The organism is Escherichia sp. HH41S, assembly GCF_009820115.1.
Classification (GTDB): domain Bacteria; phylum Pseudomonadota; class Gammaproteobacteria; order Enterobacterales; family Enterobacteriaceae; genus Escherichia; species Escherichia coli_F.
In genome coordinates this window covers 109,862-122,163 of record NZ_VNXE01000041.1, presented here as the reverse complement: position 1 = coordinate 122,163, position 12,302 = coordinate 109,862, and the positions used below count along the sequence as shown (strand labels likewise).

Sequence of the window (12,302 nt, the reverse complement as noted above, 5' to 3'; positions counted from 1 at the left end):
AGGTTCCCTCCCATGCATTATGCCGTTGTCGTCATGCTTGAACTGCTTTGCTGTATTCACGCTTATCGCTCCGGACAAGAGCGATACTGGATTTTTATTATCTTCTGTTTTCCGGTGATTGGCTGCGTGGCGTATTTCGTCATGGTTATGCTGCCTGAAACGGGCGCTGACCGTCACGGGCGTACTTTGCTGATGCGCCTGCAGGACAAAATCAGCCCGGAACGCCACCTGCACAATTTAACCGAAGAGCTGGCGATTGCCGAGACCAATCAAAACCATTATGCGTTAGCTAACGAACTGGCGCGCCTTGGGCGTTATCACGAAGCCGTTCCCCATTATCAGCAGGCGTTAAGCGGAATTTTCGCCCATGAAGCGGTAATGATGTTAAGCCTGGCGCAGGCGCAATTTGCTATTCAGGAGTTCGCCGCCTGTCAGCAGACGCTGGAAGATGTGATGCGTTATAACCCCGATTTTCAGTCGGCAGACGGGCATTTGTTATTTGCCAGAGCGTTAGCCGCACAAGAAAAATACGCTGATGCGGAAAGCGAGTTTGAGGTGCTTGTTTCTTATTACCCCGGCCCGCAGGCACGTATTTACTATGCGGAAATGTTGGCGAAAATGAGTCGGTTACGTGAAGCCAACGAGCAGTATGTTGCTGTAGTTGATACGGCTAAACGCTCAAGACCTCATTATAGAAAACACCACCGGGAATGGATTAAGACTGCCAACGAACGGCTGAAGCAGAGTATTGTTCGATAGGCGCTGCGCCAGAGAGTCTCTGGCGCGTTAATTTTTGTGAACGTAGCATTATCCGTGCCCCATCTCCCATTTTCCCTCACCCGTACCGTCACCGCCTTGTCATCTTTCTGACACCTTACTATCTTACAAATGTAACAAAAAAGTTATTTTTCTGTAATTCGAGCATGTCATGTTACCCCGCGAGCATAAAACGCGTGAATTCGCGCATTCGGTACAACAAGAGAGATAAACGATGAAACCGTTACATTATACAGCTTCAGCACTGGCGCTCGGACTGGCGTTAATGGGGAATGCACAGGCAGTGACGACCATTCCGTTCTGGCATTCTATGGAAGGGGAACTGGGTAAAGAGGTGGATTCTCTGGCTCAACGTTTTAACGCCGAAAACCCGGATTACAAAATTGTACCGACCTATAAAGGCAACTACGAACAGAATTTAAGTGCGGGGATTGCCGCATTTCGTACCGGCAACGCGCCGGCTATTTTGCAGGTTTATGAAGTTGGCACCGCCACCATGATGGCGTCGAAAGCCATTAAACCGGTGTATGACGTGTTTAAAGAAGCGGGGATTCAATTCGATGAGTCGCAGTTTGTGCCGACGGTTTCAGGCTACTACTCCGACAGCAAAACCGGACATTTACTCTCCCAGCCGTTCAACAGCTCGACTCCTGTTCTCTATTACAACAAAGATGCTTTCAAGAAAGCGGGATTAGACCCGGAACAGCCGCCGAAAACCTGGCAGGATCTGGCAGACTATGCCGCGAAACTGAAAGCCTCCGGTATGAAGTGCGGCTACGCCAGCGGCTGGCAGGGCTGGATCCAACTGGAAAACTTTAGCGCATGGAACGGTCTGCCGTTTGCCAGCAAAAACAACGGCTTTGACGGCACGGACGCGGTGCTTGAGTTCAACAAGCCGGAGCAGGTGAAACACATCGCCATGCTCGAAGAGATGAACAAGAAGGGCGATTTCAGTTACGTAGGGCGTAAGGATGAATCTACCGAGAAGTTCTATAACGGTGATTGCGCGATGACGACCGCCTCTTCGGGTTCTCTTGCCAACATTCGCGAGTACGCCAAATTCAACTACGGCGTAGGCATGATGCCGTACGACGCCGATGCGAAAGATGCGCCACAAAACGCCATTATCGGCGGGGCCAGCCTGTGGGTGATGCAGGGCAAAGATAAAGAAACTTACACCGGCGTGGCGAAGTTCCTCGACTTCCTCGCGAAGCCAGAAAATGCTGCCGAGTGGCATCAGAAAACCGGTTATCTGCCAATTACCAAAGCGGCGTATGACCTGACCCGTGAGCAGGGCTTTTACGAGAAAAACCCAGGGGCGGATACCGCGACGCGTCAGATGCTGAACAAGCCGCCGTTGCCGTTCACCAAAGGGCTGCGTCTGGGCAATATGCCGCAGATCCGCGTGATTGTGGATGAAGAGCTGGAAAGCGTGTGGACTGGTAAGAAGACGCCACAGCAGGCGCTGGATACCGCCGTTGAGCGTGGGAACCAGTTACTGCGCCGCTTTGAGAAATCTACGAAGTCTTAATCCGTGTAATGTCGGATGCGTTTCGCTTATCTGACCTGGCATCGCGTGTAGGCCGGATAAGCGAAGCACATCCGGCACAGTTCAGGAATTAACCGTAATGTCATCATCCCGTCCGGTGTTCCGCTCGCGCTGGCTGCCTTATTTGCTGGTCGCACCGCAGCTCATCATCACCGTTATCTTTTTTATCTGGCCTGCGGGCGAAGCGTTGTGGTACTCGCTACAAAGCGTCGATCCGTTTGGCTTTTCCAGCCAGTTTGTCGGCCTGGATAACTTCGTCACGCTGTTTCATGACAGCTACTATCTCGACTCCTTCTGGACGACGATAAAATTCAGCACCTTTGTCACCGTCAGCGGTTTGCTGGTGTCGCTGTTCTTCGCGGCGCTGGTGGAGTACATCGTGCGCGGCAGCCGTTTCTATCAAACCTTAATGCTGCTGCCGTATGCCGTGGCTCCCGCCGTTGCCGCCGTATTGTGGATCTTCCTGTTTAACCCTGGTCGCGGGCTGATCACTCATTTTCTCGCTGAGTTCGGCTACGACTGGAACCATGCGCAAAACAGCGGTCAGGCAATGTTCCTGGTGGTGTTTGCCTCAGTATGGAAGCAAATCAGCTACAACTTTCTGTTCTTCTATGCCGCGCTGCAATCCATTCCCCGTTCGTTGATTGAAGCCGCAGCCATCGACGGTGCAGGCCCGATTCGCCGCTTCTTTAAGATTGCGCTGCCGCTGATTGCGCCGGTGAGCTTCTTCCTGCTGGTGGTGAACCTGGTGTACGCCTTCTTCGATACCTTCCCGGTGATCGACGCCGCCACGTCCGGCGGACCAGTACAGGCTACCACGACGCTGATTTATAAGATCTACCGCGAAGGCTTTACCGGGCTGGATTTGGCTTCATCTGCCGCGCAGTCGGTGGTGTTGATGTTCCTCGTCATCGTGCTGACGGTGGTGCAGTTCCGCTATGTTGAAAGCAAGGTGCGTTACCAATGATTGAGAACCGTCCGTGGCTGACAATATTCAGCCATACCATGCTGATCCTCGGGATCGCGGTGATCCTCTTCCCGTTGTACGTGGCGTTTGTCGCGGCGACGCTGGATAAACAGGCCGTCTACGCCGCGCCGATGACGCTCATCCCCGGCACGCATCTGTTGGAAAACATCCACAACATCTGGGTGAACGGGGTAGGCACAAATAGCGCGCCGTTCTGGCGGATGTTGCTTAACAGCTTCGTTATGGCGTTCAGCATTACGCTCGGCAAAATTACCGTCTCGATGCTCTCGGCATTTGCCATTGTCTGGTTTCGTTTTCCGCTGCGTAACCTCTTCTTCTGGATGATTTTTATCACCCTGATGCTGCCAGTTGAAGTGCGTATCTTCCCGACAGTAGAAGTCATCGCCAACCTGAATATGCTCGACAGCTACGCTGGTTTAACGCTGCCGCTGATGGCCTCGGCAACCGCTACCTTCCTGTTCCGCCAGTTCTTTATGACGCTACCGGATGAGCTGGTGGAAGCCGCACGGATCGACGGCGCGTCACCAATGCGTTTCTTTTGCGACATCGTTTTCCCGCTGTCGAAAACCAATCTGGCGGCGCTGTTTGTGATCACTTTTATTTACGGCTGGAACCAGTATTTGTGGCCGTTGTTGATTATTACCGACGTTGATCTCGGCACCACTGTGGCAGGGATCAAAGGGATGATCGCTACAGGCGAAGGCACCACGGAATGGAATTCGGTGATGGCGGCGATGTTGTTAACGCTTATCCCTCCGGTGGTGATTGTTTTAGTGATGCAGCGTGCCTTCGTGCGCGGCCTGGTCGATAGTGAGAAATAAGATGGCAGGACTGAAATTACAGGCAGTAACCAAAAGCTGGGATGGCAAAACCCAGGTTATTAAACCACTGACCCTTGATGTGGCGGATGGCGAATTTATCGTGATGGTCGGGCCGTCTGGCTGCGGGAAATCCACGCTGCTGCGCATGGTTGCCGGGCTGGAGCGGGTCACCGAAGGCGATATCTGGATTAACGACCAACGCGTGACCGAAATGGAGCCGAAAGATCGCGGGATTGCGATGGTGTTCCAGAACTACGCGCTTTATCCGCATATGAGTGTCGAAGAAAACATGGCGTGGGGGCTGAAAATTCGCGGCATGGGCAAGCAACAAATTGCCGAACGTGTTAAAGAAGCGGCGCGTATTCTGGAGCTGGATGGCCTGCTCAAGCGCCGTCCGCGTGAGCTTTCTGGCGGTCAGCGTCAGCGTGTAGCGATGGGCCGTGCGATTGTGCGCGATCCGGCGGTGTTCCTGTTTGATGAGCCGCTCTCTAACCTCGACGCCAAGCTGCGCGTGCAGATGCGCCTTGAGCTGCAACAACTGCACCGTCGCCTGAAAACGACTTCACTCTACGTTACTCACGATCAGGTTGAGGCGATGACGCTCGCTCAGCGGGTAATGGTGATGAACGGCGGCGTTGCCGAACAGATTGGCACGCCAGTTGAAGTCTACGAAAAGCCCGCCACTCTGTTTGTGGCGAGTTTTATCGGTAGTCCGGCGATGAATCTGCTGACAGGCCGCGTGAATAACGATGGCACGCATTTCGAACTGGATGGGGGGCTGGCGCTACCGCTAAACGGTGGCTACCGTCAGTATGCCGGACGTAAAATGACTCTCGGCATTCGCCCGGAACATATTGCGTTAAGCTCGCAGGCAGAAGGTGGCATACCGCTGGTGATGGACACGCTGGAGATCCTCGGCGCAGATAACCTGGCGCACGGACGCTGGGGCGAACAGAAGCTGGTGGTGCGACTGGCGCATCAGGAGCGCCCGACGGCAGGCAGCACGCTGTGGCTGCATCTGCCGGAAAATCAGCTACATCTTTTTGATGGTGAAACAGGACAACGAGTATGAGTAACTGGCCTTATCCCCGCATCGTCGCCCACCGTGGCGGCGGTAAACTGGCCCCGGAAAACACCCTGGCGGCAATCGACGTGGGGGCAAAATACGGTCATAAGATGATCGAATTTGATGCGAAGTTATCGAAAGATGGCGAGATCTTCTTGCTTCATGACGACAATCTCGAACGCACCAGTAACGGCTGGGGCGTCGCGGGCGAACTGAACTGGCAGGATTTACTGCGCGTGGATGCGGGCAGTTGGTACAGCAAAGCGTTTAAAGGTGAGCCGCTGCCGTTGCTTTCGCAGGTGGCGGAACGCTGCCGTGAACATGGGATGATGGCAAATATTGAAATCAAACCCACCACTGGCACTGGTCCATTAACGGGCAAAATGGTATCGCTGGCGGCGCGCGAACTGTGGGCTGGTATGACGCCGCCGCTGCTGTCATCGTTTGAGATTGATGCTTTAGAAGCCGCGCACCAGGCTGCACCGGAACTGCCGCGCGGTTTGTTGCTGGATGAGTGGCGCGACGACTGGCGCGAACTGACCACGCGGCTGGGCTGCGTCTCTATTCATCTCAATCATAAGTTGCTCGATAAAGCGCGAGTGATGCAGTTGAAAGACGCTGGATTACGGATTCTGGTTTATACCGTCAACAAACCCCAGCGCGCGGCAGAGTTGCTGCGCTGGGGCGTGGATTGCATCTGTACCGATGCGATTGATGTGATTGGCCCGAACTTTACGGCCCAATAGTTTTCAACGGAATATCAGGCTGCGGCGTGCTGGGCGGATTCAGCATGTCGCCGTTTCTTCTCTCTGGCAACATATGCTGCTGATTCAACGAACTATCCGGATTACGGTTGCTGTTTAACATCCCGCCGTTGGTGTTGGGCAGCATTTGCTGCCGGGCGGGATTTTGCTCCCCCGGCTGTGACTGCAATACCCGCTGCGAGTTACTGTTTATCTGGTTTTCTAAATGCTGCTGTTGCAACTGTGTTTGCGTTTTCAGTTGCTGATTCAGCATCCCTTTTTGCTGGATTTGCTGCGTTTGCATTTGAGTTTGCATCCGCTGCTGGCTGGGGATCTGATATCCCGGTTGGTTGGGGTTATTCAGAGTATTAATGGGCTGTGCAAAGCCGACAAACGGCAGGAGTGCCGTCAAAAGCAGAAGTCGTTTCATCGCGTATCCTCCTCTGAAGATATTCTTTAAGTTTACTCCTTTCCTGCAATCATCAGGATTAATTCAGAGTTATATACCAGGCTTAGCTGGGGTTGCCCCTTAATCTCTGGAGAATAACGATGATAAAACCGACGTTTTTACGCCGGGTGGCTATTGCTGCTCTGCTCACAGGAAGTTGTTTTAGTGCTGTCGCCGCGCCACCTGCGCCGCCGCCAGTCTCGTATGGCGTGGAGGAGGATGTCTTCCATCCGGTACGCGCGAAGCAGGGGATGGTAGCATCTGTGGACGCCACTGCCACTCAGGTGGGGGTAGATATCCTTAAACAGGGCGGGAATGCCGTTGATGCTGCCGTGGCAGTGGGCTACGCGCTGGCGGTAACGCATCCGCAGGCAGGGAATCTGGGCGGCGGCGGTTTTATGCTGATCCGCACTAAAGATGGCAATACCACCGCTATCGATTTCCGCGAAATGGCACCCGCCAAAGCGACCCGCGATATGTTCCTTGATGATCAGGGCAACCCGGACAGCAAAAAATCTCTCACTTCGCATCTTGCTTCTGGCACACCAGGTACGGTAGCGGGCTTCTCGTTGGCGCTGGAGAAATACGGCACCATGCCGCTGAACAAAGTTGTGCAGCCCGCGTTTAAACTGGCACGCGATGGTTTTATCGTTAACGACGCGCTGGCTGACGATCTCAAAACCTACGGCAGTGAAGTGCTACCAAATCACGAAAACAGCAAAGCTATCTTCTGGAAAGAGGGCGAGCCGCTGAAAAAGGGCGACAAGCTGGTACAGACGAATCTGGCAAAGAGCCTGGAGATGATTGCCGAAAACGGCCCGGATGAATTCTACAAAGGCACGATAGCGGAACAAATCGCCCTGGAGATGCAGAAAAACGGTGGCTTGATCACTAAAGAAGATTTAGCGGCCTATAAAGCGGTCGAACGTACACCAATAAGTGGCGATTATCGCGAGTATCAGGTTTACTCCATGCCACCGCCATCCTCCGGCGGGATTCATATCGTACAGATCCTCAATATTCTGGAAAACTTCGATATGCAGAAATACGGCTTTGGCAGCGCCGACGCGATGCAAATCATGGCAGAAGCGGAGAAACATGCCTACGCCGATCGCTCGGAATATCTTGGCGACCCGGATTTTGTCAAAGTACCGTGGCAGGCGCTGACCAATAAAGCCTATGCCAAATCTATTGCCGATCAAATCGATATCAATAAAGCGAAGCCATCCAGCGAAATTCGTCCTGGCAAGCTTGCGCCTTATGAGAGTAATCAAACTACCCATTACTCAGTGGTGGATAAAGACGGTAACGCCGTGGCGGTGACCTATACGCTGAACACCACCTTCGGTACGGGCATTGTCGCGGGCGAGAGCGGTATTTTGCTCAATAACCAGATGGATGATTTCTCCGCCAAACCGGGCGTACCGAACGTTTACGGGCTGGTGGGTGGTGATGCTAACGCCGTCGGGCCGAATAAACGCCCGCTGTCGTCGATGTCACCAACCATTGTGGTCAAGGATGGTAAAACCTGGCTGGTCACCGGAAGCCCAGGCGGTAGCCGGATTATCACCACTGTGCTGCAAATGGTGGTGAACAGCATCGATTATGGCATGAATGTCGCCGAAGCCACCAATGCGCCGCGTTTCCACCATCAGTGGTTGCCGGACGAGCTGCGTGTCGAGAAAGGATTTAGCCCGGATACGCTCAAGCTGCTGGAAGCAAAAGGTCAGAAAGTGGCGCTGAAAGAGGCGATGGGCAGTACACAAAGCATTATGGTTGGGCCTGACGGTGAGTTGTACGGTGCATCCGACCCACGTTCGGTAGATGATTTAACGGCGGGGTATTAATATCTTAAGCCCTCTCCCGGTAGGCGAGGGCTTTTAGATTACAAATTCTCTATTTCACCCGCGCCATAAAATACGCATCGACATATTCACCATTACGTAATGCGTACTTCTTGCCAGTCCCTTCAATTTCAAAGCCGAATTTTTTATAGACCTTAATTGCTGGCGCGTTATCAACGAACACCGTTAGTTCAATACGATCTACCCGCAACCAGTTGTCGCACATTGCAATCATCTCTCGCATCAGGGCGCTGGCGACGCCGCGGTTCTTCCAGCGGGAGTCGACACAGATACCAAAGTCGGCAACATGACTGCGGCGTGGGCGTTGTTGCACGTCAATGGTGAGATGGCCCACGACGTCTCTATCAATACAGGCGACAAGTTGCTTGATGCCGGGACGATCGGCGAGTCGCTCCTGCCACATATGATCGGAAGGATGAGGCACCTGTAGTGTGTTGCAATACACCTCCGGCTGGGCGTGAATTTGCCTGATGGCCTCGTAATCCCGTGTTTCTGCGTGGCGTATTACTATCTCACTCATTCCTTTGTCCTCTTTGGGGTAAATGTCCCTTTCAACATCATTGACTTTCAAATGCGAGTCAAATGCATTTTTTTGCAAAAAGTGTTGGACAAGTGCGAATGAGAATGATTATTATTGTCTCGCGATCAGGAAGACCCTCGCGGAGAACCTGAAAGCACGACATTGCTCACATTGCTTCCAGTATTACTTAGCCAGCCGGGTGCTGGCTTTTTTTTTGATCTTTCGTTTTCAATTTATCCACGGGAAGTGCTTGTGATCGTTATGCGCACTCCAGTAGGAACCACGTCCGCTTTGCGCTAAGGTGTAAATAATCACCTTAAAAAGGACGAAATCATGGTCATCAACTGCGCCTTTATTGGCTTCGGCAAAAGCACCACCCGTTACCATCTGCCGTATGTACTTAACCGCAAGGATAGCTGGCATGTCGCGCATATTTTTCGCCGCCATGCGAAGCCGGAAGAACAGGCCCCCATTTACTCTCATATCCATTTCACCAGCGATCTCGACGAAGTACTAAACGATCCCGATGTTAAGCTGGTTGTTGTCTGCACCCATGCGGACAGCCACTTCGAGTACGCGAAGCGCGCGCTGGAGGCTGGGAAAAATGTGCTGGTCGAAAAACCGTTTACTCCGACGCTTGCCCAGGCGAAAGAACTTTTTGCGCTGGCGAAAAGTAAAGGGCTGACCGTCACGCCGTATCAGAATCGTCGCTTTGATTCCTGTTTTCTGACGGCGAAAAAAGCGATTGAAAGCGGCAAGCTGGGAGAGATTGTTGAAGTGGAAAGCCATTTTGACTATTACCGCCCAGTGGCAGAAACCAAACCTGGACTGCCGCAGGATGGCGCGTTCTATGGCCTTGGTGTGCATACCCTCGACCAGATTATCTCGCTGTTCGGTCGCCCGGATCACGTCGCTTATGACATCCGCAGCCTGCGTAATAAAGCCAATCCTGACGACACCTTCGAAGCGCAGCTGTTTTATGGCGATCTAAAAGCCATCGTCAAAACCAGCCATCTGGTGAAAATCGATTATCCGAAATTTATCGTTCACGGGAAGAAAGGTTCGTTTATTAAATACGGTATCGACCAGCAGGAAACCAGCCTGAAGGCTAACATTATGCCGGGCGAACCGGGATTCGCGGCGGATGATTCGGTCGGTGTGCTGGAGTATGTCAATGACGAGGGCGTGACGGTCAGAGAAGAGATGAAGCCAGAGATGGGCGATTATGGGCGCGTTTATGATGCGTTGTATCAAACCATCACCAACGGTGCACCAAATTACGTCAAGGAATCTGAAGTTCTTACCAATCTGGAAATCCTTGAACGCGGATTTGAGCAAGCCTCTCCCTCCACAGTGACTCTTGCGAAGTAAGTTTGATGACCTCTCGAATAGTTCAATTTTTTTGAACAGAGGGGTCAATTTTCACCCTCTATCATCCCAGGCGGATCGGGTCCACACTAAGCCCATCGAAATCATTCAGGGGGCGAATACAAATGATCTACTTACGCAAAGCAAATGAACGTGGTCATGCAAATCATGGCTGGCTGGACTCCTGGCATACTTTCTCTTTTGCCAACTATTACGACCCGAACTTTATGGGCTTCTCCGCGCTGCGCGTGATTAACGACGACGTGATTGAAGCAGGGCAGGGCTTCGGCACTCACCCGCATAAAGATATGGAAATTTTGACCTACGTGCTGGAAGGTACTGTTGAGCATCAGGACAGCATGGGCAATAAAGAGCAGGTTCCGGCGGGAGAGTTCCAGATTATGAGTGCGGGTACGGGTATTCGTCACTCAGAGTACAACCCAAGCAGCACCGAGCGTCTGCATCTGTATCAGATCTGGATCATGCCAGAAGAAAACGGTATTACGCCGCGTTATGAACAGCGTCGCTTCGATGCCGTACAGGGCAAACAACTGGTGCTCTCGCCGGATGCGCGTGATGGTTCATTGAAAGTGCATCAGGATATGGAGCTATACCGCTGGGCGCTGCTGAAAGATGAGCAGTCGGTGCATCAGATTGCCGCTGAACGCCGCGTCTGGATCCAGGTGGTGAAAGGTAATGTCACCATTAACGGCGTAAAAGCTTCGACCAGCGATGGTCTGGCAATCTGGGATGAGCAGGCAATCTCCATCCACGCTGACAGCGACAGCGAAGTGTTACTGTTCGATCTGCCGCCGGTTTAAAACTCAACGGCATCTTTGAAGCCTGCCTTTTTGCAGGCTTCCTTGCTCGCTCCGGTCGCGTGCTGATGTACGCTTCCGGGGTTTTGCCGCGTCGTTAGCACAATGCGATGCAATTGATTTAGTGTATATCTAATAATTGTAAACAAGCACTGTTTTCCCGGGGAAGGTTCTGATGCGTCCGTGTTAAACTAAGAGAATCTATCTCTTTTGTACCTTCAGGACGATGAAAAAGAAAAGACCCGTACTTCAGGATGTGGCTGACCGTGTTGGCGTGACCAAAATGACGGTCAGCCGTTTTTTACGCAACCCGGAGCAGGTTTCCGTCGCTCTACGTGGCAAGATTGCCGCCGCTCTTGATGAACTGGGTTATATTCCCAATCGCGCGCCCGATATCCTCTCTAATGCCACCAGCCGGGCGATTGGCGTCCTGTTACCTTCACTCACCAACCAGGTTTTCGCTGAAGTATTACGCGGTATCGAAAGCGTCACCGACGCACACGGTTATCAGACGATGCTGGCGCACTACGGTTATAAACCGGAAATGGAGCAAGAACGCCTCGAATCAATGCTTTCCTGGAATATCGACGGACTTATTCTCACCGAACGTACCCACACGCCCCGCACCTTAAAGATGATTGAAGTAGCGGGTATTCCGGTGGTGGAGCTGATGGACAGTAAGTCGCCGTGCCTCGATATCGCCGTCGGTTTTGATAACTTTGAAGCGGCACGCCAGATGACCACCGCCATTATTGCTCGCGGGCATCGTCACATTGCCTATCTCGGCGCACGCCTCGACGAACGTACTATCATCAAACAGAAGGGATATGAGCAGGCGATGCTGGATGCAGGCCTGGTGCCGTATAGCGTGATGGTCGAGCAATCTTCTTCTTACTCTTCCGGTATTGAACTGATTCGCCAGGCGCGGCGGGAATATCCGCAGTTGGATGGCGTATTTTGTACTAATGATGACCTGGCGGTCGGCGCGGCGTTTGAATGTCAGCGTCTGGGGCTGAAAGTTCCTGACGATATGGCGATTGCCGGTTTCCACGGTCATGACATTGGTCAGGTGATGGAGCCACGGCTGGCGAGCGTGCTGACGCCGCGTGAGCGGATGGGCAGCATTGGCGCTGAGCGCCTGCTGGCGCGTATTCGTGGCGAATCTGTGACACCGAAAATGTTAGATTTAGGTTTCACCTTGTCACCGGGCGGATCTATTTAAGCTCACAAATTTGAAGTAGCTCACACTTATACACTTAAGGCACGGATGGATATTGCTTCTGTTTTTGTCCGGCTGGACAATGTTACCGATAACAGTTACCCGTAACATTTTCTGATT

Annotated in this window: 12 protein-coding genes; 10 read left to right on the top strand and 2 right to left on the bottom strand. The window is 52.6% G+C overall.

Annotated elements, in window-relative coordinates; translation table 11 throughout:
• The first annotated feature begins 12 nt into the window (after positions 1–12).
• The 6 genes from FQZ95_RS08455 to ugpQ all read left to right on the top strand — a co-directional run bounded on the left by FQZ95_RS08455 (position 13) and on the right by ugpQ (position 5,947).
• Positions 13–759 (top strand): tetratricopeptide repeat protein, encoded by a 747-nt coding sequence (locus FQZ95_RS08455; protein ID WP_160530086.1) that lies wholly within the window; start codon positions 13–15, stop codon positions 757–759.
• Positions 760–991: 232 nt separating this feature from the next.
• A complete protein-coding gene (gene ugpB / locus FQZ95_RS08450; RefSeq protein ID WP_000803190.1) occupies positions 992–2,308 on the top strand; it encodes a sn-glycerol-3-phosphate ABC transporter substrate-binding protein UgpB in 1,317 nt (438 codons plus the stop codon).
• 97 nt (positions 2,309–2,405) lie between these two features.
• Positions 2,406–3,293 carry a sn-glycerol-3-phosphate ABC transporter permease UgpA gene (ugpA, locus tag FQZ95_RS08445; protein ID WP_000099289.1) on the top strand — a complete coding sequence of 296 codons (888 nt, stop codon included), beginning with the start codon at positions 2,406–2,408 and terminating at the stop codon, positions 3,291–3,293.
• A complete protein-coding gene (ugpE, locus tag FQZ95_RS08440; RefSeq protein WP_000572172.1) occupies positions 3,290–4,135 on the top strand; it encodes a sn-glycerol-3-phosphate ABC transporter permease UgpE in 846 nt (281 codons plus the stop codon). Before ugpA ends, ugpE begins: the two co-directional genes overlap by 4 nt.
• Position 4,136: 1 nt before the next feature.
• Positions 4,137–5,207 carry a sn-glycerol 3-phosphate ABC transporter ATP binding protein UgpC gene (ugpC, locus tag FQZ95_RS08435; RefSeq protein WP_160530085.1) on the top strand — a complete coding sequence of 357 codons (1,071 nt, stop codon included), beginning with the start codon at positions 4,137–4,139 and terminating at the stop codon, positions 5,205–5,207.
• The gene (ugpQ, locus tag FQZ95_RS08430) at positions 5,204–5,947 is read left to right on the top strand and encodes a glycerophosphodiester phosphodiesterase (RefSeq protein WP_104917704.1); all 744 of its coding nucleotides are present in this window, start codon (positions 5,204–5,206) and stop codon (positions 5,945–5,947) included. The genes ugpC and ugpQ overlap by 4 nt, the downstream gene beginning before the upstream one ends.
• On the opposite strand, the gene FQZ95_RS08425 is transcribed toward ugpQ, so the two are convergent.
• Positions 5,934–6,374 carry a DUF2756 family protein gene (locus tag FQZ95_RS08425; RefSeq protein ID WP_032185337.1) on the bottom strand — a complete coding sequence of 147 codons (441 nt, stop codon included), beginning with the start codon at positions 6,372–6,374 and terminating at the stop codon, positions 5,934–5,936. The two genes, ugpQ and FQZ95_RS08425, sit on opposite strands and share 14 nt — an antisense overlap.
• Positions 6,375–6,493: 119 nt before the next feature.
• Between FQZ95_RS08425 and ggt the strand changes: the two genes are divergently transcribed.
• Positions 6,494–8,239, top strand: a complete 1,746-nt coding sequence (gene ggt, locus FQZ95_RS08420; RefSeq protein WP_160530084.1) for a gamma-glutamyltransferase — start codon at positions 6,494–6,496, stop codon at positions 8,237–8,239.
• A 49-nt stretch (positions 8,240–8,288) separates the two neighbouring features.
• On the opposite strand, the gene yhhY is transcribed toward ggt, so the two are convergent.
• A complete protein-coding gene (gene yhhY / locus FQZ95_RS08415; RefSeq protein ID WP_046081070.1) occupies positions 8,289–8,777 on the bottom strand; it encodes an N-acetyltransferase in 489 nt (162 codons plus the stop codon).
• A 333-nt stretch (positions 8,778–9,110) separates the two neighbouring features.
• Between yhhY and FQZ95_RS08410 the strand changes: the two genes are divergently transcribed.
• From FQZ95_RS08410 to gntR, 3 genes are all read left to right on the top strand, one after another.
• On the top strand, positions 9,111–10,148 hold the full coding sequence (locus FQZ95_RS08410) for an oxidoreductase (RefSeq protein WP_000236289.1): 1,038 nt from the start codon (positions 9,111–9,113) through the stop codon (positions 10,146–10,148).
• Positions 10,149–10,270: 122 nt separating this feature from the next.
• Entirely contained in the window at positions 10,271–10,966 is a 696-nt protein-coding gene (gene yhhW, locus FQZ95_RS08405; RefSeq protein WP_000639811.1) for a quercetin 2,3-dioxygenase, read from the top strand.
• 223 nt (positions 10,967–11,189) lie between these two features.
• Positions 11,190–12,185 carry a gluconate operon transcriptional repressor GntR gene (gene gntR, locus FQZ95_RS08400; protein ID WP_000730252.1) on the top strand — a complete coding sequence of 332 codons (996 nt, stop codon included), beginning with the start codon at positions 11,190–11,192 and terminating at the stop codon, positions 12,183–12,185.
• Positions 12,186–12,302: the final 117 nt, after the last annotated feature.

Coding starts and splice junctions, on each gene's coding strand:
- FQZ95_RS08455 (WP_160530086.1), top strand. CDS start 13: ATGCATTATGCCGTTGTCGTCATGCTTGAACTGCTTTGCTGTATTCAC.
- ugpB (WP_000803190.1), top strand. CDS start 992: ATGAAACCGTTACATTATACAGCTTCAGCACTGGCGCTCGGACTGGCG.
- ugpA (WP_000099289.1), top strand. CDS start 2,406: ATGTCATCATCCCGTCCGGTGTTCCGCTCGCGCTGGCTGCCTTATTTG.
- ugpE (WP_000572172.1), top strand. CDS start 3,290: ATGATTGAGAACCGTCCGTGGCTGACAATATTCAGCCATACCATGCTG.
- ugpC (WP_160530085.1), top strand. CDS start 4,137: ATGGCAGGACTGAAATTACAGGCAGTAACCAAAAGCTGGGATGGCAAA.
- ugpQ (WP_104917704.1), top strand. CDS start 5,204: ATGAGTAACTGGCCTTATCCCCGCATCGTCGCCCACCGTGGCGGCGGT.
- FQZ95_RS08425 (WP_032185337.1), bottom strand. CDS start 6,374: ATGAAACGACTTCTGCTTTTGACGGCACTCCTGCCGTTTGTCGGCTTT.
- ggt (WP_160530084.1), top strand. CDS start 6,494: ATGATAAAACCGACGTTTTTACGCCGGGTGGCTATTGCTGCTCTGCTC.
- yhhY (WP_046081070.1), bottom strand. CDS start 8,777: ATGAGTGAGATAGTAATACGCCACGCAGAAACACGGGATTACGAGGCC.
- FQZ95_RS08410 (WP_000236289.1), top strand. CDS start 9,111: ATGGTCATCAACTGCGCCTTTATTGGCTTCGGCAAAAGCACCACCCGT.
- yhhW (WP_000639811.1), top strand. CDS start 10,271: ATGATCTACTTACGCAAAGCAAATGAACGTGGTCATGCAAATCATGGC.
- gntR (WP_000730252.1), top strand. CDS start 11,190: ATGAAAAAGAAAAGACCCGTACTTCAGGATGTGGCTGACCGTGTTGGC.